The sequence below is a fragment of the Marinobacter salinexigens genome (genome assembly GCF_008370345.1).
Classification (GTDB): domain Bacteria; phylum Pseudomonadota; class Gammaproteobacteria; order Pseudomonadales; family Oleiphilaceae; genus Marinobacter; species Marinobacter salinexigens.
On the sequence record NZ_VTUU01000001.1, the window covers coordinates 13,997 to 39,546 of the forward strand.

General features: G+C 56.9%; 24 protein-coding genes. 10 read left to right on the forward strand and 14 right to left on the reverse strand.

What is annotated here, in order from left to right; genetic code table 11:
- Nucleotides 1–22: 22 nt before the first annotated feature.
- The 3 genes from ubiA to FWJ25_RS00085 all read right to left on the reverse strand — a co-directional run bounded on the left by ubiA (nucleotide 23) and on the right by FWJ25_RS00085 (nucleotide 2,110).
- Nucleotides 23–910 (reverse strand): 4-hydroxybenzoate octaprenyltransferase, encoded by an 888-nt coding sequence (gene ubiA, locus FWJ25_RS00075; RefSeq protein ID WP_149598215.1) that lies wholly within the window; start codon nucleotides 908–910, stop codon nucleotides 23–25.
- An 80-nt stretch (nucleotides 911–990) separates the two neighbouring features.
- Nucleotides 991–1,572 carry a chorismate--pyruvate lyase family protein gene (locus FWJ25_RS00080; protein WP_149598216.1) on the reverse strand — a complete coding sequence of 194 codons (582 nt, stop codon included), beginning with the start codon at nucleotides 1,570–1,572 and terminating at the stop codon, nucleotides 991–993.
- Nucleotides 1,553–2,110: a hypoxanthine-guanine phosphoribosyltransferase gene (locus FWJ25_RS00085; protein WP_149598217.1), complete on the reverse strand. Its 558-nt coding sequence runs from the start codon at nucleotides 2,108–2,110 to the stop codon at nucleotides 1,553–1,555. Before FWJ25_RS00085 ends, FWJ25_RS00080 begins: the two co-directional genes overlap by 20 nt.
- A gap of 198 nt (nucleotides 2,111–2,308) precedes the next feature.
- Between FWJ25_RS00085 and FWJ25_RS00090 the strand changes: the two genes are divergently transcribed.
- The 3 genes from FWJ25_RS00090 to tesB all read left to right on the forward strand — a co-directional run bounded on the left by FWJ25_RS00090 (nucleotide 2,309) and on the right by tesB (nucleotide 4,646).
- Nucleotides 2,309–2,476 (forward strand): rubredoxin, encoded by a 168-nt coding sequence (locus tag FWJ25_RS00090; RefSeq protein ID WP_106764696.1) that lies wholly within the window; start codon nucleotides 2,309–2,311, stop codon nucleotides 2,474–2,476.
- Nucleotides 2,477–2,499: 23 nt separating this feature from the next.
- Entirely contained in the window at nucleotides 2,500–3,654 is a 1,155-nt protein-coding gene (locus FWJ25_RS00095) for an NAD(P)/FAD-dependent oxidoreductase (protein WP_149598218.1), read from the forward strand.
- 134 nt (nucleotides 3,655–3,788) lie between these two features.
- The gene (gene tesB / locus FWJ25_RS00100; RefSeq protein ID WP_149598219.1) at nucleotides 3,789–4,646 is read left to right on the forward strand and encodes an acyl-CoA thioesterase II; all 858 of its coding nucleotides are present in this window, start codon (nucleotides 3,789–3,791) and stop codon (nucleotides 4,644–4,646) included.
- Here tesB and FWJ25_RS00105 read toward each other — a convergent pair whose 3' ends face one another.
- The 3 genes from FWJ25_RS00105 to FWJ25_RS00115 all read right to left on the reverse strand — a co-directional run bounded on the left by FWJ25_RS00105 (nucleotide 4,647) and on the right by FWJ25_RS00115 (nucleotide 8,932).
- The gene (locus FWJ25_RS00105; RefSeq protein ID WP_149598220.1) at nucleotides 4,647–7,199 is read right to left on the reverse strand and encodes an EAL domain-containing protein; all 2,553 of its coding nucleotides are present in this window, start codon (nucleotides 7,197–7,199) and stop codon (nucleotides 4,647–4,649) included. It abuts the gene before it with no gap.
- A gap of 114 nt (nucleotides 7,200–7,313) precedes the next feature.
- Nucleotides 7,314–7,760, reverse strand: a complete 447-nt coding sequence (locus tag FWJ25_RS00110; protein ID WP_149598221.1) for a flavodoxin — start codon at nucleotides 7,758–7,760, stop codon at nucleotides 7,314–7,316.
- 71 nt (nucleotides 7,761–7,831) lie between these two features.
- The gene (locus tag FWJ25_RS00115; protein WP_149598222.1) at nucleotides 7,832–8,932 is read right to left on the reverse strand and encodes a GGDEF domain-containing protein; all 1,101 of its coding nucleotides are present in this window, start codon (nucleotides 8,930–8,932) and stop codon (nucleotides 7,832–7,834) included.
- Nucleotides 8,933–9,130: 198 nt separating this feature from the next.
- On the opposite strand from FWJ25_RS00115, the gene FWJ25_RS00120 reads away from it, so the two are divergent.
- A complete protein-coding gene (locus tag FWJ25_RS00120; protein WP_149598223.1) occupies nucleotides 9,131–10,690 on the forward strand; it encodes an inorganic phosphate transporter in 1,560 nt (519 codons plus the stop codon).
- A 99-nt stretch (nucleotides 10,691–10,789) separates the two neighbouring features.
- Nucleotides 10,790–11,056 (forward strand): hypothetical protein, encoded by a 267-nt coding sequence (locus tag FWJ25_RS00125; protein WP_149598224.1) that lies wholly within the window; start codon nucleotides 10,790–10,792, stop codon nucleotides 11,054–11,056.
- 73 nt (nucleotides 11,057–11,129) lie between these two features.
- Here the strand turns inward: FWJ25_RS00125 and panP are convergent, their stop codons facing one another.
- From panP to FWJ25_RS00145, 4 genes are all read right to left on the reverse strand, one after another.
- Nucleotides 11,130–12,806: a pyridoxal-dependent aspartate 1-decarboxylase PanP gene (gene panP, locus FWJ25_RS00130; RefSeq protein ID WP_149598225.1), complete on the reverse strand. Its 1,677-nt coding sequence runs from the start codon at nucleotides 12,804–12,806 to the stop codon at nucleotides 11,130–11,132.
- Between the two features lie 212 nt (nucleotides 12,807–13,018).
- Complete coding sequence (locus FWJ25_RS00135; protein ID WP_149598226.1) at nucleotides 13,019–13,363, reverse strand: DUF503 domain-containing protein; 345 nt, start codon at nucleotides 13,361–13,363, stop codon at nucleotides 13,019–13,021.
- A 204-nt stretch (nucleotides 13,364–13,567) separates the two neighbouring features.
- Complete coding sequence (locus tag FWJ25_RS00140; RefSeq protein WP_149598227.1) at nucleotides 13,568–15,268, reverse strand: isovaleryl-CoA dehydrogenase; 1,701 nt, start codon at nucleotides 15,266–15,268, stop codon at nucleotides 13,568–13,570.
- Between the two features lie 2 nt (nucleotides 15,269–15,270).
- The gene (locus tag FWJ25_RS00145) at nucleotides 15,271–15,891 is read right to left on the reverse strand and encodes a TetR/AcrR family transcriptional regulator (RefSeq protein WP_149598228.1); all 621 of its coding nucleotides are present in this window, start codon (nucleotides 15,889–15,891) and stop codon (nucleotides 15,271–15,273) included.
- A 272-nt stretch (nucleotides 15,892–16,163) separates the two neighbouring features.
- On the opposite strand from FWJ25_RS00145, the gene FWJ25_RS00150 reads away from it, so the two are divergent.
- The 5 genes from FWJ25_RS00150 (at nucleotide 16,164) to FWJ25_RS00170 (ending at nucleotide 22,250) form a co-directional block, all read left to right on the forward strand.
- The gene (locus FWJ25_RS00150) at nucleotides 16,164–16,379 is read left to right on the forward strand and encodes a hypothetical protein (protein ID WP_149598229.1); all 216 of its coding nucleotides are present in this window, start codon (nucleotides 16,164–16,166) and stop codon (nucleotides 16,377–16,379) included.
- A gap of 303 nt (nucleotides 16,380–16,682) precedes the next feature.
- Nucleotides 16,683–17,588: a lipase secretion chaperone gene (locus tag FWJ25_RS00155; RefSeq protein WP_246166615.1), complete on the forward strand. Its 906-nt coding sequence runs from the start codon at nucleotides 16,683–16,685 to the stop codon at nucleotides 17,586–17,588.
- 146 nt (nucleotides 17,589–17,734) lie between these two features.
- The gene (hemB, locus tag FWJ25_RS00160) at nucleotides 17,735–18,757 is read left to right on the forward strand and encodes a porphobilinogen synthase (protein WP_223163207.1); all 1,023 of its coding nucleotides are present in this window, start codon (nucleotides 17,735–17,737) and stop codon (nucleotides 18,755–18,757) included.
- Nucleotides 18,758–18,804: 47 nt separating this feature from the next.
- Nucleotides 18,805–20,943, forward strand: a complete 2,139-nt coding sequence (gene ppk1, locus FWJ25_RS00165; RefSeq protein WP_149598231.1) for a polyphosphate kinase 1 — start codon at nucleotides 18,805–18,807, stop codon at nucleotides 20,941–20,943.
- Between the two features lie 14 nt (nucleotides 20,944–20,957).
- The gene (locus FWJ25_RS00170) at nucleotides 20,958–22,250 is read left to right on the forward strand and encodes a DUF945 family protein (protein WP_149598232.1); all 1,293 of its coding nucleotides are present in this window, start codon (nucleotides 20,958–20,960) and stop codon (nucleotides 22,248–22,250) included.
- A 44-nt stretch (nucleotides 22,251–22,294) separates the two neighbouring features.
- Here FWJ25_RS00170 and FWJ25_RS00175 read toward each other — a convergent pair whose 3' ends face one another.
- The 4 genes from FWJ25_RS00175 to FWJ25_RS00190 all read right to left on the reverse strand — a co-directional run bounded on the left by FWJ25_RS00175 (nucleotide 22,295) and on the right by FWJ25_RS00190 (nucleotide 25,447).
- Complete coding sequence (locus tag FWJ25_RS00175; RefSeq protein ID WP_149598233.1) at nucleotides 22,295–22,543, reverse strand: YfhL family 4Fe-4S dicluster ferredoxin; 249 nt, start codon at nucleotides 22,541–22,543, stop codon at nucleotides 22,295–22,297.
- Nucleotides 22,544–22,560: 17 nt separating this feature from the next.
- Nucleotides 22,561–23,037, reverse strand: a complete 477-nt coding sequence (gene coaD / locus FWJ25_RS00180) for a pantetheine-phosphate adenylyltransferase (RefSeq protein WP_149598234.1) — start codon at nucleotides 23,035–23,037, stop codon at nucleotides 22,561–22,563.
- A 147-nt stretch (nucleotides 23,038–23,184) separates the two neighbouring features.
- Nucleotides 23,185–24,777, reverse strand: coding sequence for a GMC family oxidoreductase N-terminal domain-containing protein (locus FWJ25_RS00185; RefSeq protein ID WP_149598235.1), 1,593 nt, complete (start codon nucleotides 24,775–24,777; stop codon nucleotides 23,185–23,187).
- Nucleotides 24,778–24,802: 25 nt separating this feature from the next.
- Nucleotides 24,803–25,447, reverse strand: coding sequence for a hypothetical protein (locus FWJ25_RS00190; RefSeq protein WP_149598236.1), 645 nt, complete (start codon nucleotides 25,445–25,447; stop codon nucleotides 24,803–24,805).
- Between the last annotated feature and the right edge of the window lie 103 nt (nucleotides 25,448–25,550).

A 25,550-nucleotide genomic window follows, 5' to 3' on the forward strand; every position in this document is an offset into this window, starting at 1 on the left:
GTATGACAAGTATATGACAGTATCAGCGAATCATTAGGTCGATAAATAATCCGGCAAACACCGACAGGCCCGCCCAGTTGTTGTTCAGGAACGCTTTGAAGCAGCCTGCTCGCTCGCGATTGCGCGCCAGATACTGGTGATAGACAAACAGGGCGGCCATCCCGGCGAGGCCCAGATAGTAGAAAGCTCCGAGCCCGGAACGGACCCCGACAATGATCAGGATAATCAGCACCAGAGTCTGGAGAACGCCAATGATGGCCTTGTCGGCATCGCCAAACAGAATCGCGGTGGACTTGATGCCGACCTTGAGATCATCATCCCGGTCGACCATGGCGTAGAGGGTGTCGTAGGCCACGGTCCACAGTACATTGGCGGTAAATAGCAGCCAGGTGATCTGGCTCAGATCATTGGACTCGGCTGCCCAGGCCATCGGGATCGCCCAGGAGAAAGCCGCTCCAAGGAAGAGTTGTGGCAGATGGGTGTAGCGCTTCATAAAGGGGTAGATGAAGGCCAGCAAAGCGCCGCCAAAGGACAGGTAAAGGGTCAGGGTATTGGTGAACAGAACCACCATCAGGAACGACACCAGGCACAGGCCGAGGAACAACGCAACCGCTTCCCAGGACTGAATCCTGCCGGCAGTCAGCGGGCGGTCCTGAGTCCGTTTGACGTGTTTGTCCCAGTCCCTGTCGGCGAAGTCGTTGATAGCGCAACCGGCGGCACGCATGAAAAAGACCCCGAGGGTAAAGATGATGATGTTATCCAGTCCGGGGCGGCCGTCGCCGGCCAGCCACAGCGCCCAGTAGGTGGGCCAGAGTAGCAACAGAGAACCGATAGGACGGTCAATTCTCAACAGTCTTGCATAGTCGGTGAGTCGACTCCGGAGGTTTTCAGGCATGGCGTTGAGCAGCATAGATGGCATCCGTCGGGTCTGCGAGTGGTCTGGCTGCGGAGATTATAGCCAGCTGAGACATTCCGGTTAAAGGATCGATATCAACGGTAAAGTGCGGGTAACAGATATTCGCCCACCAGGAGCGATTTGTTGCCATTACTGAACAGCGAGCGCCGGGCAATTTCCGGTTGCCCTGTTACTTCGGTCGTGCACAGCCCGGTTTCGATCGGGCCCCGTTGCCAGCGTGGGCTGCTGAACAGGTAGGCACCCAGTGGGCGGTTGCCGAGTCGACGCAGACGTCGGCCTTCTCCCTCCAGGCACTTCAGGGGGATGATGGTGCGGGCCAGTACCCAGGGCTCACCATCGCCACACAGCCGGACTTCGCGGACCCAGGCATTCTGGCGCCAGGGAATGCCAAGATGGCGAGCTTCCTCCGGAGAGGGCTGGGCGAAGCCTTCGTGATGGATCTCGACGTGGAAGGAGTGCCGGCATTCGTGGCGAAGGGCCTGGGTAAACGACCCTTCTACCTGGAGCCAGTAACGCGCCGGGCCATGAACATCATCGTTCCTGAGACCGGCAGCGGCGAGAGACTGATACCATTCAGTGCGGGGAATGTTCAGGCTTCGCGGATCTGCGCTGGGCTCAGGTACGTTGAGGTTGATGTCAGAGCCCCTTGACGGCATAGATACCGGGGGCGTTCCGCCAGTAACCTTTGTAGTCCATACCGAAGCCGAAGAGGAAACGGTCTTCCACTTCCAGGCCGGTAAAGTCAGCTTTGAGCCCCGGCTTTGCCTTGCGGTCATGCTTCTTGTCAACCAGCACGGCAGTCAGTACCTCTGTGGCACCATGGGCCTTGCAGTAATCTGCGATGGCGCACAGGGTGGTGCCTTCGTCCAGAATGTCATCAACAATCAGGACGGTGCGGCCGTTCATGTCGGCTTCCGGCTGAAGTTTCCATTCCAGAATGCCACCGGTAGTTTCCTGGCGGTAGCGGGTAGCATGCAGGTATTCGGCCTGTACCGGGAACTTCAGCTGAGTCAGCAGTTGGCCGGTAAGAATAAGACCTCCATTCATGACGCAGAACAGCAGGGGGTTACTGTCCCGGAGACGGCTCGTGATGTCGTCAGCCAGGTTGCTGATGGCGGCCTGTACCTGTTGTTCATTAACCAGGCAATCAGCTTCATCCATTACCTTGTTCATTTCGGCGACGGTATCGGTCATAACGGTCGGATCCTGTCGTAAAACGGGCGATTATACCGGAGAGGACGGCAGGAAGGGAGGGGCAGCCGGGAGCGAACGAGTTCGTATTTGTGGCTATTGGCAGGAATCCACCGGATGCTGCGTCGTCAGCGGCATTGGTCAATGGCCGGCTGATGGGTATCATGGCCTGACCTGATTGGGGTAACTGGGAGAGAACCAATGAAGAAATGGCAGTGCGTAGTATGTGGCCTGATCTATGACGAAGCGGAAGGTTGGCCGGAAGACGGTATTGAGCCGGGAACAAAGTGGGAAGATGTGCCGGAAGACTGGGAGTGCCCGGATTGCGGCGTTGGCAAAGAAGATTTTGAAATGATCGAGATCGGCTGATTACAGATCCACGGAGCAAGGTTATGACTGAGCAGGCCCCTATAGTTATTGTCGGCACAGGTTTGTCCGGCTATTCACTGGCGCGGGAAATCCGCAAGCTGGACAAAGAAACCCCGATAGTCATGGTGACAGCTGATGACGGCGTGAGCTACTCCAAGCCCATGTTGTCCACGGGTTTCACCAAGGGGAAAGACGCAGACGGGCTTGCCCAGGCTTCCGTGGATGCGATGGCCGAGCAACTGAATATCGAGCTACGGACGTTTTCCACCGTCACCGGGATTGATGCCGATGCCCATGAGCTGGTTCTGGGCGACCAGCGGTTGACCTACAGCAAGCTCGTATTGGCCTGGGGGGCGGATGTGATTCGCCTGAGTATTGCCGGTGATGGTCAGGACCGTGTGTTCTCCATCAATGATCTGATGGACTACCGTGCTTTCCGGCTGGCGCTTGAGGGCGGTAAGCGGGTGGCCATCATGGGTGCAGGACTGATCGGTTGTGAGTTCGCCAATGATCTGCGTAACGGTGACTATGAGGTCGACGTGATTGCTCCCTCGGATGCGGTAATGCCGGGCCTTTTGCCTGCTGAGGCGGCTGGTGCTGTGCAGCAGGAACTGGAAGCGATAGGCGTCCGTTTTCACCTGGAGACTGTCGTCGATCGCATCGACCATCAGGGTGGCGGCGTCCGAGTGGCGCTGGCCAATGGTGAGCAGATTGATGCAGACCTGGTTGTTTCCGCCGTTGGGCTGCGTCCCCGGGTGAGTATTGCAGAATCGACCGGGCTGAAAACCGGGCGTGGCATTGTGGTGAATCGGGCGCTTGAAACCTCGGTCGCTGACATTTATGCCCTGGGTGACTGTGCTGAAGTCGACGGCCATGTTCTGTTGTATGTGTTGCCTCTGATGGCGAGCGCCAGGGCGTTGGCAAAGACACTGACCGGGGAACGCACCGAGGTTAGCTACGGAACCATGCCGGTAATGATTAAAACGCCCTGCTGTCCGACGGCTGTCTGCCCACCTCCTGCCGATGCTGGCGGAGAATGGCAGGTGGAACAGGAGGGCTCCAGCGTCAGGGCACTTTACAAGAGCTCTGATGGGCAAACTCTGGGGTTTGCCCTGACCGGCAGTTATGCGGTTGAAAAGCAGGCATTGTCAAAAGAAGTTCCCCCTATTCACGGCTGATACGCTGTTTCGCTCTTCGGTCCGGGCTGTGCCTGGACCGAAACATCCTCTGTACTGCTCCGCTTTTCGTTGCCAAAATAAAGGGCTTGGGGTAGAAAACTCCTTCGTGTGCTAACGAGTTGACAGGAGCAGGCATGCTTGAAGTAACAAAAAAACTGGTGGAACTGCTGGATCTTTCTCCGATTGGGGATGACCATTTTCAGGGCGATAGCGAAGATCTGGGTTTCCCGAACGTGTTCGGCGGGCAGGTACTCGGGCAGGCATTGATGGCGGCCAGTCGCACCGTTGAAGACCGCCTTTGCCATTCATTGCACGCCTATTTCCTCCGCCCAGGCAATCACAGCATGCCGATCGATTACGAAGTGCAAAGGGTTCGGGACGGCGGCAGCTTTTCCGTGCGCAGGGTTATCGCACGGCAGGGCGGCAAGGAGATTCTGACCGGCTCGATGTCGTTTCAGGTAGCGGAAGAGGGGTTCGAACATCAGCTGGATATGCCCGAGGCACCTGATCCTGAGACCCTGAAGTCGGAGCATGAATGGGGTAAGCTGATTGCGCCCCACGTTCCCGAGAAAATGCGGGATTCACTGACCCGGGACCGGCCCATCGAAATTCGCCCAGTGGACCCTGTCAATCCGTTCAAGCCCGAGAAGCAGCCACCTTACAAACAGAGCTGGTTCAAGGCTCAGGGGCAATTGCCGGACGATCCGGTACTGCACCGTTGCCTGCTGACCTACGCTTCCGATTTCCAATTCCTGGGAACATCACTGAACCCCCACGGCGTAACCTTCATGAGCAAGAACATGCAGGTGGCGAGTCTGGATCACGCCATCTGGTTCCACCGGGATTTCCGCATGGATGAGTGGTTGCTTTATGACAAGGACAGCCCGAGCGCATCGGCAGGCCGGGGCTTCAATCGCGGTAATTTTTTCAATCAGGATGGCGTGCTGGTCGCCTCGACAACCCAGGAAGCACTGATTCGCCAACGCGGCTAATTACCCCGTCACCCGCCGTTGGGTGTCGATAGCACCAAGCCAGGCCAGGGCGTCGCCGAAAGGCAGTGGCGGTGTCAGCATGAAGCCCTGGATCATATCGCAGCCCATGCTTCTGAGTATTGTGGCTGTGACCTCGTCTTCCACGCCTTCGGCGACCACCTGGTAACCCAGACTGTGGCACATGTCGATGGTGGTCTGAACGATCACCCTGTCCTCGGACTGGGTTGCCAGGTCTGTGACCAGGGAGCGGTCTATCTTCACCTCGCTTGCGGGCAACTGCTTGATGTAGGAAAGCGACGAGTATCCGGAACCAAAGTCGTCGATGGATACCGGAATGCCGGTGGCATTCAGTGATTGCAGGGTTCGCAGCGAGTTTGCGGGGTCCTGCATCATGGATGTTTCGGTCACTTCAAAAGTGATGCCGCCCTGAACACCCTTATAACTGCTCATCAGCTTCTGGACGAACATCGGAAAATCAGGTTCGCGAAGGTTGTTGGGAGAGATGTTGATCGATATACCGAGGTCCCGGCCCTGCTCAAGCAGTTGAGACCGCATGATCAGTGCCTGTTCGAGCACCCAGCGCGTCAGTGGTTTAATCAGACCGGTCTGTTCCGCCAGCTCGATGATCTCGTCGGGGCGGACAGAGTCCTGCTTCTCCGGCCAGCGGATCAGAGCTTCCATGCCGACTATGTTGTCCGTCGCAAGGGACATCTTGGGTTGCAGATATAGTGACAGCTGGTTGGTGATCAGCGCCTGGCGCAGTTCGGACACCATCGTCAGCCTGTCTGCGCTGAAGGAGTCCCGTGAGGGCTTATAGTAGGCCAGGCCGCGTTCTGCTGCTCTTTCTGAACCTTCAGCGATGATTGCCCTGCGGATCAGAGTGTTGGCGTCCTTCCCGTGTTCGGGGAATATGGCCACACCGAGTCTCACCTCCATGGGTATCTGCATGCCGAGGTAGTCTATCGGGAAACGCAGTACCTCAAGCATGGAAATGACGGCTCTTGGGGCTGCCTCAGCCTGATCTGCGTTCACCACAAAGGCGAATGTCTGAGGGTCGAGCGCGGCCAGGAAATAGGTGTGGGCGTCGGTCTGCTCAACGGGCAGGACGCCTGGAAGATCCTTGATGGCCGCATTGTAGTGTTTTGATGCCAGCTCCAGGATACGGTCGCTGTTGCGGTGGCCCAAGGTCTTGGTGACAGAATCCAGGTTGTTGAGACGAATGACGACAACCCCGTACCGGTGTTCGGCAGCCCGGGTCATCAGATCGTTCAGTGTCATCTCGAAGCTGCTTCGATTGGGGAAGCCGGTGACCGGATTATGGAGGGCGTGGTCCATCAGCCTGAGTTCGGCAGCCCGTCGGGCAGCCATGGCTTTGAGTTCGGCTTCCCGGGCGACGACTTTGTCCTGCCTTTCCTGGTAGAGGCGTGCAGCGAGGGCCAGAGTCAGCAGGATCGCCTCAAGCGCTGATCCGATCTGCATGCTGTAGGCGGTGAGAAAGTTGTTGGGAAGCAGGCCGTATTTGTTGGCGCCCGTTGCTGCACTGCCAAGGGTTAATGCACCCCAGGCGATGGTGTAGAACACTGCCTGAGGGTTACCTCTGTACCATTGATAAGGGCCCAGGATGGTCAGCAGCAGGCAGCTGGGTATGGCAAGTGCAACGGTAAGCCGGCTGCCTATGCTGTAATCCGTCATGAAGGTATAGGCAGCGACCAGCAGGTTTACCCAGATCGCAAACCGGACAAGCCGGTCCCAGGCCGGGGCCGTCTGCTTCAGCTTCAGGAACAGTCTTGAAAACTGCAGTGTGCATACCACCGCCAGTGGCACAACCAGCAGCATCGCCTGGTTCTGGATGGAGGGATAGGCCGGCCATAGCATCTGGAAGGTTGTGCCGTTCAGGCTTGCGATCAGCAGCAGGTAGCATAGGGTCGACAGCACGTAGACCAGATAGACGGGCTCTCTGAGCACCGAGAAGATAAACAGGTTGAAGAAGATAACGGTAATCAGAATACCGTAGTAAACCGCATGAATCTGGGCTTCTACGGACGAGGTTTCGTAAAACTCCCGGGAATTCCAGAGCTCCAGGGGTACTTGCATGGCACCCTGGGTTTCCACCTTGAGCAGGATGTCGTAGTCCGCATCGGATGTCTGTTCGATGGGGAACAGGAAATGCCGGTCACGCACAGGCCGTTGGCTGAACGGCACCCGATCACCTGTTACCTGGTGTCTGAGTTGCTGGCCATTCCGGAAAAGAAAGAACTCCAGGTGATCCAGTTGCGGGTACTGGACTTCGAGTAGATCAACGGTCTCGGGGGCTCCGGCTGAGATTTTGAGCCAGACGGTATCCCGGATATAGCCGAAGTTGGGGCTACTATCGTCAAGGCGCTGCCATTGGTTGCTGTACAGCGCCTGTTCCGCTGTCAACGACTGGCCCGGAGGCACCTTCAGATAGTCAACCTCAGGTATATAGGAGCCTGCTACCCCAGCAGCTGGAGCAGTCAGGAGAGACAGCAGGGCTATTGCCGCCAGTAATCGCAACCAAGGGTGTTGTGCCACGGTGTTACCGTATTGTTGTCATTATTGGCCAGAGTATGGCGTGTCGCTACCGGCGGCTCAAGGGTTGGAGGTGCTTGTATTTCCCTATGTATGAACCGGTTCAGTTAATCATAATTAAATTTGCTGAGCCCAGGCCTTGACCCATGGCAAGGCCTCACTTTCCGGCTCGGTGGTTTCCAGAGCGTCTATACAGAGAGTGTCACCGACTTTTCGCGCTGCGGTTTCGTATAGTGCTTCTTCCATCAGTCCTCCGGCGCCACAGAAGGTGTCACCATAGGAGCTGTCACCCAGAACGATGATGCCGAAGGGGCGACCGGGCTGCTGCGGCAACGTATCCCGCAGCTCAGCATAGAATGGGAGCAGGTTGTCGGGCACTTCGCCCTGACCGGTCGTTGAGGTGCAGACCAGCAAAGCATCATCGTTGCTGGTGATATCTGCCACGGTGGGGTTTTCAAGTACCGTCACCTGATGGCCGTCGGCCTCCAGCTGTGTCTTGATCTCGCGGGCGGTAAGGAGAGCGCCGCCGTATACCGTACCCACCAGAATGCGGATGGCTGTCATAGTTGTTCCTGATGTCGGGGTTACCCGGAAAAGCATTGAGCGCCAGATAATACTGACCGTTCAGGGCCGGCTCAAGTCGATCGCTGTGCTTCCATGTCGTCCTGGCTGCGGACTCGCGGTGCGATCTGGTTTCGGCCGGCTTCCTTCGCGTTATAAAGATGGATGTCAGCCTGTTTGAGCAGATTATCCAGTGTGGAGGCGTTCGCAATGGAGCAGACACCGGCGCTGATGGTAACCGGGAGTTGCTTACCATCAAATTCGAATCGGGTTGCGGCAACGCCGGCCCGTAGGCGTTCTGCGAGGGTCAGGGCCTGGAGCAGTGAGGTGTCTGGTAGTAGCACGAGAAACTCCTCTCCGCCCCAGCGTGCCGCGATATCTGTCTGGCGAATGATAGTTTCCATCAGTGCTGAGAAGGTGCGGAGCACGGCATCGCCTGCATCATGGCCAAACCGGTCATTGATGTTTTTGAACAGATCCAGGTCAATCAGTGCTATGGAAAAGTAGCGCCCTGAACGCTGATAACGGGAAAATTCCGCACTGAGTTTGTTTTGCATGTCTCGGCGATTCGAGAGACCGGTGAGTTCATCAGTCCGGGCCGCGTGTTCGTGGCTTCGGGCCAGGTCGATCAGGCGATTGCGGGCCCGGAGGCGGCTGGCTTCCAGAACAAAGCAGAAAATCGACTCGAAGGTCAGGGTGGCGAAGAAGCGGATCTTGAAATCAGTGTCATACTCAGCGGTAACCATCGGGAGTTGTGGAAACTGGAAAACCACTGCCGCAAGCAGAAAGCAGAACAGTAGCATCGCCGTACCTGCTTTTAGATCAGTCAGATAAAAAAGCAATGGAGGGAACACATAGAACCACAGCGGTCCGGTATTGCTCTCGCCGCCGGACGCGATCAGGTAGGTAAACAGCAGGCCAACGATCACCAGCAAGGCGCGTTTCTGGACAACCCGGTTTCCGGTGAAGGCAAACAGCAGCATGTTCAATGCCACGAGCACAGAAAATGTCCACAGTGTGTAGCCGTGAGTGCTGTGGCCTGCGTACCAGGCCTTGGTGCCGATCGCAAGCAGGAAGGCGATGGCCATCGCAGACAGCCAGATAAGCAATCGGGAAACCTGTGTTTCCTCGCTTTCACCATCGGGCGTGGTGTTGTGTTTCCTGGCTCTGCTCATGACTGTTCCGGTTATGTTTTTATTTTTGACGCTTTTTTTCGGAATTATGAGTCAAATTTGCGCAACTTGGGAGCCCAGGAGTTGGCAGATGTGACTTGATCGGATTATGACCGCTTTGTTTCAATATGATGGCAAAAAAACTATAGTTGCGGCGCACGATACAGATTCCCATTCAGACCAAGTGAGATTACCCCTGATATGGCCCGTTCAAGCGGATTCCTGGATTCCCTCCTCACCAGCCCAACCACGGAACGATACAGGGTCGGTATAAGCCTTCTATTCCTGCTGATCATCTGGCTGGGCGTTGGCGCACTGAGCAAGGATATGCCAAACAGTATGCTGCTGATGGCAGCAGCAGTCATTGGTGGCTACATGGCCATCAACATAGGGGCTAATGATGTAGCCAATAACGTTGGCCCTGCCGTAGGTTCTGGCGCCCTGTCGCTGGGCGCTGCCGTTCTCATTGCCGCGGTTTTTGAGGCGGGTGGTGCTCTCATCGCTGGCGGTGACGTGGTTTCCACCATCAAGGGTGGGATTATCGATCCTTCCACTTTGTCTGACGAACGGGCATTCGTGTGGCTGATGACCGCTGCTCTGCTGGCGGGCGCCCTGTGGCTGAACCTGGCGACGTGGATGGGTGCCCCCGTCTCGACTACCCATTCCATCGTTGGTGGTGTTCTTGGTGCCGGCATTGCCGCTGGCGGCTGGGGGATCGCGGACTGGGCCGTTATGGGCAAGATTGCGGCCAGCTGGGTAATCTCTCCTGTGCTGGGTGGCGCTCTGGCGGCCCTGTTCCTCTATCTGATCAAAAAAGCCGTGCTGTACCGGAAGGATGTGGTGCCTGCAGCCCGCACCTTTGTGCCCTGGCTGGTGGCTATTATGGCCTGGGCTTTTGGTACCTATCTGATGATTAAAGGCGTCAAGAAAATCGTAAAAGTCGATTTTGTTGATGCGGCCCTGATTGGCCTTCTGGCTGCCGTTATTGTGTTCTTTGCGGTTCGCACGATGGTCAAGCGCATGGCGTCGACCATGGAGAACAGCCCTCGAGGTGTCAGTGGCCTGTTTACCTGGCCGCTGATTTTCGCCGCCGCACTGCTGAGCTTTGCCCACGGTGCCAATGACGTTGCAAACGCCATCGGCCCGCTGGCGGCGATCAACGATGCACTGTCCTCCGGCGGCGTGGTGACATCAGCCAGTATCCCTCTCTGGGTAATGATGGTGGGTGCCTTCGGGCTTGCCGTTGGCTTGATGCTCTTCGGGCCGCGTCTGATCAAAACTGTTGGCAGTGAAATCACCGAACTGGACAAGACCCGTGCCTTCTGTGTGGCTCTCTCGGCAGCGCTGACGGTTATCCTTGCATCCCAGCTCGGGCTGCCTGTGAGTTCGACCCACATTGCTATTGGTGGTGTCTTCGGCGTTGGTTTCCTGCGGGAATACCTCAAGTCCAATTATGCCTCTCAGTTGCACACCATTATGGAACACCATGATGCGGCAGAGCAGGAACGTTTGCGTCCATTCCTGAATGACTTCCGGAATGCGTCCGTAGAGGAAATGGAAAGGTTGCTGCAGCAGGCGAAGAAAAAGAAGCAGGTGCCTCTGTCCAAATCCGAGCGCAAACGTCTGAAGAAGATTTACAAGGAAGAAATGGTAAAGCGTTCCCATCTGACCAAAATCGCGGCCGCCTGGATCATTACCGTTCCCGCCTCTGCCATCATGGCTGCCATTCTGTTCTTCACCCTTCGTGGGTTACTGATCTGATATCCGGGGCTGGTTGCAACCGGCCCGTTTGACCATACTATGATGATGAACGAGGGGGTGTGACCACCCCCGAGCATCCAATTGTCCGGGGAGTGAAGTATGAGTACACCGATTGAAAGCCGTCAGGCCAAGATGATTGATGAGTTGCGTGTGTTCATCAAGAAGGTGCTGAGTGATCCCACCATCGCGGTGAAATCCATGGAAATTGCCCGCCAGTACCGGTCAGAACCCAACGCAAACGAACTTATTGCCCGGGAAATCAGCGCAAACACCACGATCCGTATCCCGGAGAACTGGAGTGAGGCGGACAAGATGTTTCTGGAGATCATCCATGATGTTCTTGAGGATGAAGAGGCGCTCTATTAAGACGGACTTTTGAGATCAGGATCGTAGCGATAAAGGGAAGAGAAGCTTCCCTTTATCGCCGTCCTGAAGGCGCTTACCCAAGCCTCGCCTGAGGGTTGGCCTGCTTGAGAACCGCCTCTGCCATCTGGTTCAGGATAGTCATCTCATCCTGAATACCCTCGTCACCGGACAGCTCCCGCTGCTCCTCAAGAATATCCGCAAGAATCTCCGGCGTTGTCAGCGGGTTTGCCAGCACTACCCGGAACACAATACACGGGAAGCGGAAGTAATGAGCCGGTTCCAGTCGGGTTCGGGACACAAAAGCCTTGCCGCGTTCACGCTGGGTCTTCTGAATGAACTTGGTGATCCGGTTCAGGCAGGTGTTGAGTTTTTCGGCCTGTAGAGGATTCGCCATAGCCAGGGCTTGTTGCACCACCTCAGGGCAATACCGGTAGGTCAGGATGTTCAGCTCGGGTTTGGTAACCAGCTCGAAATCCGCGGCGGCGTCAATCATATCGGCGAAGGTTCGGGCCTTTTCGATACCCTGATCAATCAGAATCTCATAGCCTTCCCGGGCAAGGATTTTCAGACCAGAATGAATCAGCATCGACATGCCGGGCCGGGAGCCTTCCAGAGTGGTGGTGCCGAGATCTCGTGAACCCTTACGGATAATGTACTGGGCATGGTGCTCAACTGCACTGGCCAGACTCGGGTCCTTGAACACGACCAGCCCAACGCCCATCGGTACGTAAAGCTGTTTGTGAGCATCGAAGGTTACCGAATCGGCTTTCTCGATGCCGCGCAGCAACTGTTTATAGGTTCGCGAGAACAGAGTGGGACCACCCCAGGCCGCATCCACGTGGAAATGGGCCCCGAACTCCTGGGCGATGTCGGCCATTGCATCCAGAGGATCCACGTTGCCGGTTTCTGTGGTGCCGGCCACGCCGCAAATGGCCATAACCTTGATTTTCTGCCGTTGTAATTCCAGGCATTTGTCCCGCAGGGCATCTACCTGGATACGATTGTCATCGTCGGTATCGACCGGAACCAGCGCTTCCCTTCCCAGGCCGAGAACATCAGCGGCTTTGCGCAACGAGTAATGGCCTCGACGGGATACAACGATGGCGGCACCTTCGTAGCCATAGTATCTCAGGGCTCTGAACAGACCTTCCTCGTGGAGTCCCCGGAAGCTGCCTTCGGCCGGGAACGCACGGTTTCTGGCAACCCAGAGGGCTGTGAGGTTGGCAACTGTGCCTCCGGAGCACATGGCGCCGAGGGCATAGCGGGGATCGTGCATCCATTTCCGGTAAAACGCCCCGTCTTCCTCGTAGACCAACCGGTGAATCATCCCGAGGACCTGACGTTCCATGGGCGTGAAAGCCTTGGAAGTTTCGGTCTTAACCAGGTTCTGGTTCAGGGCAATCATGATTTTTGACAGCGGCAGCATGAAGTAAGGCAGGGCCGATGTCATGTGGCCAATGAAGGCCGGCGACGCAGTGTGAACGGAGTTGGCCACCAGCTTGTCCAACAGGAACTGGGCCTGTTCGGATACGAATACAGGCTTTTCCGGGATGCTGTAATCGGAAAAGTCTTTTACGAGATCTGCGAGATCTTTTTCGATCGCAACGATGTGTTCCTGCAGGAACCCGGCCATGTTGCGGGAAATGTCCTGGTCGATGCGGCTCAGCGTAGACTCCGGTGCCTCGGGCACGGTGAATACGCGATACATTGCCTCGACGGAGGCCTGGGCGGCTTTTTTCTTTCCGGTCATAGATACCACACGCATTGAGCGGTTATCGGCTGGGCAGTGTCCGGAAGCCCAACAGATAGAGCCGGTATTGTCACCCGGCAGCGGTTAGTGGCCACCTGCTGTTAGCAGGCTACTGGTGTCCCTGAGGGGCCGTAGTATAAGGCGTGGTGAGACGTTACGCCAGAAGGCCCCATTCTGGCCTCCTTAAGCCCCCGTTCTGGCATTCTGTATGCTCAGAGAATTTCCCGGTGTATGTCCAGTATGGCAGCATCCACGCGTTCTTCGATAGCTTTCTCAATCTGGTCCAGGCGCTGAGTGATCAGCTGGGATGAGGTACCAAGGGCGGCGATTGTCCAGGTAGCGCAGTCCAGGGCATCGTGATCGGCTGTTTCCGATACGGCCAGATCTGGTTCTTTGCCCCACACGGCGCGGAGGGTGGTGAAGACTTTGCGTTTGGCTTTGAGATCGTCACAACCGTAGAGCTGGAAGTGCAGGGTGAGCAGGCCTACGTGGGGGGTGATGACGGTGGGTTGGTTGGCATTGCCTTCCTTGAGGAGTTTTCTCAGTGCTTCAGACATGGCTGGTTCCGTGCTGGAGCCGGTGGGATTCCGTCTTCCAAAAAACGCTCCTTCGGCCCATCCGTGGGGCGCTTGGGCTGCGCCATCCATGGCTCCGCACATTTTTGGAAGACAGAATCCCACCGGCTCTTTAAATTCTCAGTGGCTTCCCACGCGCATGTACCGGCCTTGTGTTTGCCAAAGCCGGTTCTGGTTGCGCGAATCTCAGCCTACTACAGGCGTCGCCCGTTTGATAATGGCTGCTGCGTTGGTGCCTGTCGGGAGGTTTCCGTAGTTCATGCCGCCGTTGGATTCCAGGCGGGATGCACAGAAGGCGTCTGCGACGGCTTTGTCTGAGTGGCGTAGCAACAGTGAGCCTTGCAGGGCCAATGCCATGCGGTCCACCAGGTTGCGGGCCTGGTACTGGAAATCGCTGACGTTGCTGAAGTCGTTCTGGAGTTTGCCCAGGAACTGATCGAAGCGGTTGTCGGTTCCTTTCGCTTCAGCGACTTCTTTGAAGAAAGCGTCGAGGGTGTCCGGTTCTTTTTGTAGTGCACGCAGGGTGTCGAGGCACTGGACGTTGCCGCTGCCTTCCCAGATGGCGTTCACCGGGGATTCGCGGAACAGTCGTGGCATGATGCAGTCTTCCATAACACCGCTTCCGCCGATGCATTCCATGGCTTCATAGGCGTGGTTGGGGGTGCGCTTGCAGATCCAGTATTTGCCGACCGGCGTGGCCAGGCGGGCCAGCAGGCGTTCGTGTTCCTGATCCTGGTTGTCCTGAGCCCGGGCAATTCGCATGGTATAGGCGAGGGCGGCTTCGCTTTCCAGTGCAAGGTCGGCAAGTACGTTCTGCATCAGGGGCTGGTCGATCAGTCGGTTGCCGAAGGCGCTGCGATGGCGGCAGTGGTGGCTGGCCTGGGCAATCGCCTGTCGCATGCCGGCGGAGCTGCCGATCATGCAGTCGAACCGTGTCATTGAGACCATTTCAATGATGGTGGGCACGCCGCGGCCTTCTTCGCCGATCATCCAGGCCATAGCGCCGCGCAGTTCAGCTTCGCTGGAGGCGTTGGCAACATTACCCATCTTGTTTTTCAGGCGCTGGATCTGCCACGGGTTTTTGGTTCCGTCCGGGCGCCAGCGCGGCATCAGGAAGCAGGACAGACCACCTTTGGCCTGGGCCAGTACCAGGAAGGCATCGCACATTGGCGCGGAGACGAACCATTTGTGGCCGACCAGTTCGTAAGCCTGGCCTGGGCCTTCGGCGCCAATCGCATAGGCTCGGGTGCTGTTCGCCCTGACATCGCTGCCCCCCTGTTTTTCGGTCATCGCCATGCCGATGGTGACGGAGTTTTTCTGGCCGTCAGGAAGGTTGCGGGGGTCGTAGCTGTTGGCCAGAATTCGCTGTTCCCAGTCTTTAGCCAGCTCTGGCTGCTTGCGAATGGAGGGAATGGCAGCGAAGGTCATGGTGACCGGGCAACAATGTGCAGCCTCAACCTGTGAGTGCATGTAATACTTGGCGGCCCGGGTGACATGGGCGCCCTTTCCGGGGTTACTCCAGGGGCTGCTGTGCAGGCCATTTTCCAGGGCGATGCGCATCAGATCGTGGTAGGCCGGGTGGAAGTCCACTTCGTCAATGCGATGGCCGAAACGGTCATGGGTGTTGAACACTGGTTTGTTCGCATTGGCACGGAAGCCCAGTTCGATGGTTTCGGCCGCGCCTGCCAGGGCCCCGAAGTGGTGTAGCTCGGCTGCGGCCGTTCCGGCGCCCTCTCTCTGTGCCGCTTCACGCAAGGCAACGTCCTGTTCAAACAGGTTGTAGTCTTCCAGTGCCGGTGGCTGGTTGATCACTTCGTGGGTGTTCGACAGGTAGCGATCATCGGCGGATTGAACCGGAGTCTCAGGGTGGTGCTGCCGTGCGTTCATGGCTATCTCCTGGTGCCGGTCAACCCCTGCATGCAGAATCGGATGATGGCGTCGACCAGCGGGTCATTTTTGTTGGTTGTCTGGTTGGTATGTGTCGGTGACAGAGGTCCCACCAGGCTTTCAGCTATCGCGCCAACCAGGCAGGTGCTGCTCTGGCGTGCGTTTTGCTCCGGAATGCATCCTTCCTCGATGCCATGGCGAATCGTCTTTTCAAACAGGTCAGCGTAGGCCTTTCGGTACGCCAGCCTTTCTTCTTCCACTTTCGGGTCCACCGGCTCGGCGAGCAGCGACCACGCCATGACCGGTCCTCGCAGGGCTCGTTCTGAGAACTGGCGAAGAGCGGCTTCCAGGCGCTCTGCAGCGTTACCTGGCGTGTTCAGGGCTTCGGTGACCTTGGTGATCTCTTTTTCGGTGGCTAGCCGGAAGACTTCAGCAAACAGGTCTTCTCTGGATTCGAAGTGCCGGTAGATGGTGCCTGTGGCAACTTCGGCCAGTCCCGCAATGCGGGTAATCCGTGCGCTGCGGAAGCCGCCTTCGGTGACGCACTCGTAGGTGCAATCAATAATCCGTTGGCGCGCTTCGGCTTTCCGTTTGCGCATTTTCTCTGTTTCGCGATAGGCCATGCTTGTCCCTTATAAACAGTGAATCATCATTCACTTTTTGTGTCAATTCGAGGCTATTGGTGAGAGCTTCTATATTTTTCTTAAAAATCATACGCCTATTTTGCGTTACAAAAACTTACAAAAAAGTCGTTGCGGGGAAATGGCGTCACTTTAAAAACCGGATTATAAAGACGCCAAGACGATGCCGCAGGTGGATCTTCGTCGAGACAGGGTGTGGTTGCCTGTTATTGGAGCGCACTCGTATTTCTGTTTTCGTTGATGGAGATAAAACCATGAGTGAGTTCGACGAAAGCAACGTGGAGCCGTCCGGAAACTGGGACGGCGACGATAACCATTCCGTAGCGGGTCGGGCTCGTGTTCGGGCGCAATTGCAGGCCGACATTGATGCCTTTCTTAACCGGGGCGGGAAAATTGAAGAAGTGGATACGGCGTTCCGCGCTGATGCACCTCGCAAGGTGGACGTGGGTTTCAATAACCGCTCCCTCTGAATGTTGTCATCAGGCCAGGGTCGGGATGTCCTGGTCTGTTTTTGATCTCGTTCTCGGTAGTGCCCGCTACTGTGGACTATTCTGCTGCGACAGGCCAGGGATCCGATGTGTGATCCGGCGTCAGATACACCAATTTCCGGGTGGCTCGTGAGCAGAATTATTCGGTTCAGATTGTTGGCGACTCTGTCAGCGATCATAGCATCTATTGTTATAGCAACTATTGTAATCTCCGGGGCGTATTCGGGCTTTACTCCGGAGCGCTCAGCCGCGCCTGATATTTCAGGAGATGATCGGGGCGGCAACGTGGCGATAGTAGATCGCGAAGTACAGGGTCAGCCGCCAGCCATGCCGTCCCTTCTGGTTGGCCAGCCGCTGGTAAGCAGTCTGCCAGACGAACCGCCTGCCTCTTTATCCGGTACGTCTGTACCCTCTGGTTGGGCGCGTGTGGATGCGTCCGGATCGTTGATCCCCACCCCCGCTTTGCGTCAATTGTTCGAGTATTATCTTTCGGCCCTGGGTGAGGAGTCGATGCCCCAGCTGGTTGCCAGGATTCAGCAGGCCCTTGCCCGTTTGCAGGAGCCTGCCCGTTCGGAGGCTCTGGATACTCTGGGAGCCTATCTGGATTATAAGCTGGCGGTAGCCGAACTGGAGGCCAGCTACGGTGATCTTGCTCCATCTGATTCTGCTACCTCGATGCAGCTCATGCAGGAGGTACACGCACTTCGTCGGACCTGGATGGATGGCGCAACCGTCGAAGCTTTTTTCTTCAACGATGAGGCCGTTGACCGGTTTCAGGTCGCCCAGCAACAGATCGCCCGGGATAACTCCTTGACGGATAGCCAGCGAGCAGAGGCTCTGGCCAGGGCGGAGCAGGCATTGCCTGATCCCATCAGGACAGCGCGCAGGGAAAGTCGGCGGTTCGAGCAATATGAGCAGGTTCAACAGTCCCTCGCGAACGACCCCGAGGCATTGTCGGCGTGGCGTACCGAAACCTTTGGTACGGAGGCTGCGGCACGGTTGGCAGAGCTTGAGCAGTCTCAGAAAGACTGGGACCGGCGCTGGCAGACCTACTCAGAGGCCCGGGAAGCGTTGCTGGACTCATCCGGACTGGCGGCCCCGGAACTTGAACGGGCTGTGGAGCGCCTCCGGAGTGATTACTTCAGTGAGTCTGAACTTGTTCGTGCAGAAGCTCTCGATTCCATTCGGTAACCTGATTGTCACAAATCATCCTTAGCCTTGTGCAGGAGTCTGCACCCGTCGGCCCGGGCCGTGTATGATGTGGGCAGAAAGCCAGCGCTGTTAAGGCGTTGTCTGCATCCGCAGAATTCCCTGCCATGCCACTCAGGAGGTTTGCCGTGTCGCGTCCGACTCCCCGTTCTTTCCCTGCTACTCGTCTGCGTCGTAACCGCGCCAATGATTTTTCACGCCGTCTGGTGCGTGAACATCAGTTGACGCCGGATAACCTGATTTACCCGGTGTTTGTCCTGGAAGGTGAGGGGCAGCGCGAGTCGGTACCGTCGATGCCAGGTGTTGACCGTCTCAGCATTGATTTGCTGGTAGAGCAGGCTGCTGAACTTGTGGCGTTGGGAATCCCGGCCATTGCCCTGTTCCCGGTTGTTCCTGTTGAGAAGAAAAACCTCTCAGGTTCCGGTGCCTGGGACTCGGACGGCCTGGCCCAGCGAGCGGTACGAGCCTTGAAAAAAGCTCACCCTGAGCTGGGTGTTATCACCGATGTGGCCCTGGACCCGTTCACCACTCATGGCCAGGACGGCATCATCGACAATGATGGATACGTGCTGAATGACGTAACCGTGGAAGCTTTGGTGAATCAGGCTCTTTCTCATGCTGATGCCGGTGCTGACGTGGTGGCTCCGTCTGACATGATGGACGGCCGGATTGCTGCGATCCGTGAGGCTCTCGAAGAGGCCGGGTATGTGAACACTCGCATCATGGCCTATTCTGCGAAGTATGCCTCCAGCTACTACGGGCCTTTCCGGGACGCGGTCGGCTCTGCCGGCAACCTCGGCAAGGGTAACAAGGCGACGTACCAGATGGATCCGGCCAACAGCAATGAAGCCCTGCATGAAGTCGCGATGGATTTGTCCGAAGGTGCTGACATGGTGATGGTCAAGCCCGGCATGCCTTATCTGGATATTGTCTATCGGGTTAAAAACGAACTTCAGGTCCCGACTTTCGTGTACCAGGTCAGCGGCGAGTACGCCATGCACATGGCTGCGGCGCAGAACGGCTGGCTGGACGGCGATGCGGTGATGATGGAAAGCCTGATGGCTATGCGCCGTGCCGGTGCTGATGGAATCCTGACCTACTTTGCGGTGCGAGCCGCCCGCCTGATGCGGGAGCATCAGGTTTCAACCTGACAACCCCTGGGCGGCATCTGACGCCCGCTAGACTGGACTGAGGAATCATGACGACGGAATCGGTGAAGAATCTGAATGCAGAGGATAGCCAGACTGTTCCTGCCCCGGTAGATCTGCCTGCAGGGGAGGAGATTAATCTGGATGCCAGCGAAAACTACTTCAACCGGGAGTTGAGCCAGCTTCAGTTCAACTACCGGGTGCTGAAGCAGGCGCTGGATACCACGCATCCACTCATCAACCGTCTGATTTTCTGCTGTATTTTCAGCAGCAACATGGATGAGTTCTTTGAGATCCGGGTGGCGGGTCTGCGCCAGCAGATGAAGTATGGCAGGGAAGCGGTCGGTGTTGACGGCATGATGCCGGATGAGGTGCTGGCGGAAATCAGCCGGGTGGCACATGACTACATCCGTGAACAATACGACATCCTGAACAATGTCCTTATCCCGGAGATGGAGAGGGAGAACATTCACTTTGTTCGTCGTCGGGAGTGGACCCCCGCGCAGGCTGAGTGGGTTCGTAACTATTTCGAGGATGAAATTCTGCCGGTTGTCAGCCCCATCGGTCTGGATCCGTCACACCCGTTCCCGCGGCTGGTGAATAAAAGCCTCAACTTCATCGTTGAGCTTGATGGTAAAGATGCGTTCGGCCGGGAAACCGGCATGGCTATTGTGCCAGCACCACGGTCGTTACCGCGCCTGGTGCGGCTGCCGGATGAGGTCTGCGATGGCGGCGATAATCTGGTCTTCCTGTCGTCAATGATTCACGCCCATGCCGATGAGCTGTTCCCAGGCATGGAGGTCAAAGGTTGTTACCAGTTCCGCCTGACCCGTAACGCTGACCTGGAGCTGGAGGACGATCTGGAAGATCTGGCATCAGCCCTGCGTGGCGAGCTGTTGAGCCGGCGCTTTGGTGATGGTGTGCGGCTGGAAGTGGCGGATAACTGCCCGGAGGAGCTGGTGCAGTTCCTGCTGGCGGAGTTCGGGCTGACTGAAAGGGATCTCTATCAGGTGCATGGCCCGGTAAACCTGACGCGCCTGATGGCCGTTAGCGGCCTGGTGGACCGGCCAGACCTGACCTATTCCGGTTTTTCACCGTCGATTCCGAAACAGATTCGCAGTAAAGACTCGATGTTTGACGCTATCCGCAAACAGCCGATTCTGTTACTGCACCCTTATGAAAACTTCAGCCCGGTGGTGGATCTGCTACGCCAGGCAGCGAAAGATCCGCAGGTGCTGGCGATTCGCCAGACACTTTACCGTACCGGGGTTGATTCAGAAATTGTGGAAGCTCTGGCCGACGCAGCGCGTCGCGGTAAGGAAGTGACGGCAGTCATTGAGCTGCGGGCGCGGTTCAGCGAAGCCGAAAACCTGGAGCTGGCAAGCCGCCTGCAGGAAGCGGGGGTGATCGTGGTATACGGCGTGGTGGGTTACAAAACCCACGCCAAGATGATCCTGATTGTACGCAGGGAAGAGGGCAAACTGCGTCGTTACGTGCATCTGGGTACCGGTAACTATCACGCTGGCAACGCCCGTCTGTATACCGATTACAGTTTCATGACCTGCGATGAGTCCATAGGTGATGACGTCAACAAGCTGTTCCAGCAGCTGACGGGAATGGGAAAGGCTCTGAAGATCAAGAAATTGTTCCATGCGCCGTTTACTTTGCACAGCCGAATTCTCAGTCTTATTGAGCGGGAAGCGGCGTTAGGTGAGGAGGGGCGAATCATCTTCAAGTTCAACGCTCTGACGGAACCCAAGCTGATCAAGGCGCTTTACAGTGCGTCCCAGGCCGGCGTGAAGATCGATCTGATTATCCGTGGCATCTGTTGCCTGCGGCCGGGCGTGCCCGGGCTCTCTGAGAATATTCAGGTCCGATCCATCATTGGCCGTTTCCTGGAGCATACCCGGGTATACTATTTCGGAAATAATGGCCGTCCGGATGTTTACTGCTCCAGTGCAGATGGTATGGAGCGAAATCTGATGAACCGGGTGGAAACGGCATTCCCGCTTGACGATGCTTCACTGGCGGCTCGCGTACGCGAGGATCTGGACACTTATCTTGCAGACAATTGCCAGTCGTGGCTGCTTCAGTCGGACGGTAGCTATGTCCAGAGCCAGCCAGCGGAGGATGAAGAACGGTTGGCATCGCAACTGGTCTTGCTGGACCGGTTGACCGGAAAACCCTGAGACGGAGAAAGTTCTTGCAGAAAAAATGGATGATTGCCGGCGCCGTCGTGCTGGTTGCGGCAGGTGCCATGCCCTGGGTTGTGGGCTATGCGACCGAGCAACAGTGGCAACTGGTAACACAGGAAGTGAATCAGAGGCAGCCTCTGTTTCAACTGGCAACCGATGAGTATCAGCGGGGTTATCTCAATTCCCGGTTTCACGGTCTGATCACCATCACCAACCCGGACACCGGTGAATCCGAGGTTGTTGGTTATCGTGGGAATGTTACCCATGGGGTGACCGGGAGTCTGGTGGATCTGGAGCCGGCCGATGGCTGGCAGCCGGAAGGTGCTGCCTGGTTTTCGGATGCCCGCCATCCAAGCCTGACGGTGGAAACCCGCTTGTGGGGGACCGCAACCATACGCCTGGAAGTGCCGGAAATGGATGTAGCCAGCCCGGATACTGAAGAAACCCTCAAAACCAGTGGCGGCCACGTCACCGTTGAACTCTCGGATGCAGGGAACCATGCCGAAGCGCAGGTAGACTGGCCCTCTTTGGTGGCAACAGGTCCGAAAGGAGTATTAAAGGTATCAGGTATCCACCTGGAACAACGTATGGACCACCTGGTCGGTGATATCTGGACCGGGAGCGGTGATATGGGAATGGAGGCGCTCTCGCTGACGCTCCCGAGTGGTGGCGAGTTGGCGGTGAAGGAGCTCAATATGGAAGCGGCCACCACCGCGAATGATGATGGCTCCAGAATCAACTCAAGACTGGATCTGGGTATCGACTCTGTTGGTGTTCTGGGAGAGTCCTATGGTCCCCATAAGCTGGTGGTGTCTCTTGATAATCTGGAAGCGGATAGCTGGAATGCCTTCGGTAAAACCATGTCCGGGCTTCAAAACCTTGCAGGTGATCAGTACGCATCACCCCAGGCACAGTTTGAACAACAGATGATGGTGATGCAGCAAATCAGCACCGCTATGCGGAATCTGGCGGCGTCGGGTTTCTCTATCGGGATTTCGACCCTTGAAGTTGCTACACCTGAGGGTGAAATCAGCGGGCACATGGAGATTCGGCACCCTGAACTGTCAGAGCAGGAAAAGGCGAATATGCTCATGGTGATGCATCAGCTGACCGGCGAGCTGAACCTGAGTATGCCGATGGCGCTGGCTGAGGACTATCCGGATATTCGTATGCAGGTGGCGCCGCTGATCAAGCAGGGAGTATTAGTGCAGGAGGGCGATCGGCTGGCGGTCAAGGCGACGATGAAGGACCTGATGGTCAATGTAAACGGCCAGGAGTTTCCGCTTCCGCCTTTGTTCTGATGTGAGAGTCCGTTCCATAAAAAAAGCCCCGAACGGGGCTTTTTTCAGTTTCCGGTTAGCTGATGGTATTTTTCCATCAGTTGCTCTTCGCTTTCCTTGTGGCGCGGGTCCAGCGGGATGCAGTCTACGGGGCATACCTGCTGGCACTGTGGCTCGTCGTAGTGGCCGACACATTCCGTGCATTTGTTCGGATCGATGACATAAATTTCATCGCCCGGTGCGATGGCTTCGTTCGGGCATTCCGGTTCACAGACGTCGCAGTTGATGCATTCGTCAGTAATCATCAGGGCCATCTGCGTCTACCTCTGGCTTAGTTAAACTTCTTTTTCATGGCGGCTTCGACTGCCGGGTCGACAAACTCTGATACATCGCCGCCCAGGGAGGCTATTTCCCTGATCAGGGTGGAGGAAATGTAGGACAGGTGGTTCGCTGGGGTCAGAAATACACTTTCAACGTCCGGAGCCAGCCGTCGGTTCATGTCTGCCAGCTGGAATTCGTATTCGAAGTCGGATACAGCGCGTAAGCCGCGGAGAATAACGGTGGCGTTCTGCTCCTTCACGAATTCAGCAAGGAGGTTGCTGAAGCCAGTGACCGTGACGTTAGGAATGTGGGCTGTTGCCTTCCGGACCAGTTCGCAGCGCTCTTCCAGGTTCAGTAGCGGCTGCTTTTTCGGGTTGTAGGCGACCGCAACAACAATTTCATCGAACATGCGACCTGCGCGTTCAATCAGATCGGTGTGGCCGTTGGTGATGGGGTCAAAGGTGCCCGGGTAGATGACTTTCGGCATGCGAACAGCTCCTTTTTGTGCTGGGCGCCATCATAGCAATAATTTCTGGGGTTCTGTAGATATGCGCTTGGGCTTCGCCATCCATGGCTTCCTACATTTCCGCAACGGCTCGCCCTGCAGACCATAGGGCATCATGCCGGGTTGAATTTATCCCTTCAGCTTATTGGCCAATCTTGCACTGTTCCTTGCGGCCAGGGCGTAAACCGACAGCTGGGGGTTTGCGCCGATGCTGGTCGGGAAGATCGATGCATCGTGGACGCTCAGGTTACTGATGTGATGGTGTTCGCCGAAGGCGTTGACCACGGACTCTTCGGGTTTGGCGCCCATTCCGCAGCCGCCCATCTGGTGTGCGGTGAACAGCCGGACTCGATGAAGCTCCATGGGGACTTTGTCGATGGCAGCTTTGCAGTCGGCCAGGCTGGTGTACCAGTCAGAATCCAGGTGCATCAGGCGTACCCGCTTGGCGCCGGCGGCGAACTGGACTTCGGCCATGGTATGGAAGGCCCGGCGCAGGCCTTCCCAAAGGTAGTCTGTTACCGGGTAGTCCAGGTAGGGGCTGCCGTCATCTCTCAGGCCTATGGTGCCGCCCTGACTCTCCGGATGGAAACCGTCACGGATCAGTGCCAGTACAGCATTGGTCCACGGTAACCCGGCAAGGCTTTCTGCCTGGGCCTTGCCATGATTGGGTATCACGCCGGCGGCCATGGCTGGGTGCATGGGGGGGACTTCAAGTTTGTAACCTGCGGGACCATCCACTCCGCCGCTAAAATTGAAGTGGTCGGAGTAGATGGATTGCGGTGCGCCGTAGAACGGGTCCACTTTCTCTGGCATTTCAGCCACTGTGACGTTCACCGGGTGTATAAAGGAACGTTTGCCGATTCGGTCGTACGGGTCGGGAATGTCTGAGCGGAGCAGCAGTCCTGGGCTTCCGATGGCGCTGGCGGCGGCAACAAAGTGGCGGGCTTTCAGGGTGACGGTGACTCCGGAGGGAGTGACGCCGTCCGCTGACATGGCGGAAGCCTCCAGGTGCTCAATACGGTCCTGGTTGAAAATCAGCTTTTCAGCTCTCAGGCCGTGGAAGAGGTGTGCGTTGTTCTCCAGTGCGCCGGGTACGGTGGTGATCAGGGAACCCTGTTTGGCATTGGTAGGGCAACCTACGCCGCAATAGCCCAGGTTCCAGCAGCCTTTGACGTTACGGGGGATGACTTTCCAGCTGTAGCCGAGTTTCTCACAGCCCTGACGCAATACGTCGTTGTTAGGGTTGGGGTCTACCGTCCAGGGTTCGATGTTGAGCCGTTGTTCCCTGCCATCGAACCACGGGGCCATTGCGTCCGGCGTCAGGCTGTCCAGGCCGAACCGGTCCGCCCAGTGGTTCAGTGTTTCTTCAGGGGTCCGGAAGCTACTGGTCCAGTTGACTGTGGTTGAGCCCCCGACACAGCGGCCCTGGAGGATGGCGATGGCTCCGTCTTTGGTGACGCGGCTCATGCCTTCCTGGTAGAGGTTGGCATAGGACGCCAGTTCGTCCATCTTGAAATCTTTCTGGTAATACAGCCGGCCCTCTTCAACGAGGATCACGGACAAGCCGCTCTGGGCCAGGATTTCAGCGGTTGTGCCCCCACCAGCACCAGTGCCGATAATTACGACATCGGCTTCGTAGATCTGGTTTTCTGTCAGCGTGGCTCCGTCTGTGACGTTCCAGCCGGATTCATAGCCCTGGGCAATACGGTCTTTTAACTGCATGGGTAACTCCGTCGATCAGCTGGTGTCAGGCACTTCGGGTTTGCTTGAACTGGGGCAATGCGTCCACGGCATACTGGGGTGGTCCCGGGTAGCCAGACAGATGCCAGTTTTCCTCGTAGCCATAAAATGCCACGTTGCTGATCTTGGTCAGGGCGATGTAACCGTTGTTGAACAGGCCAATACTGCTGGTGCGCCAGCGTTCCAGGAAGGCGTGGGCTTCGTCGGTTGTAACGTTAGGCCAGCTGGACCAGACCCGGGCGATGGTGACCCGGGTGAGGCCAAAGTTAAGCAGGTCGAAGAGTCTGCGTAGTTCCTTCTGGTTGGCTGGGCCGAATTTGTGGATGCCGCTGTCGATGCGCTCAATAGTGCCTGCAATGGCGGCACGTCGGGCTTCAGGCTGTTCTGGCAGGCCCGGGCCTGCGATCGCGGGAACAAGCGATTCGAACAGGGCTATATCGTCGGCAGTCAGAAACCGGAACTGGTAGTTTGATGCCGGGCTGCTGGTGTCGCCAACCATGCCGGCGGGCTGGGTGGCGCAACCCGTCAGACCGACAGTCATGCTCACCGTTCCGAGAAGCAGCGTGCCTCCGAGGCCGGCTTTAAGGAAACTTCGACGGTCTAACCCGTTGGCATCACTCTGATGCAGGGTTTCGTCAGTTCGACTGGTCATTATCAGGTCTCTTTATTGTTGTGTTCGGCTGTTTCCTGTCGCTTCAGTCAGGCAAACGTAAGAATCAGGCTCCGGGTTCCGGAACCTGACTGAAACGCGTGTT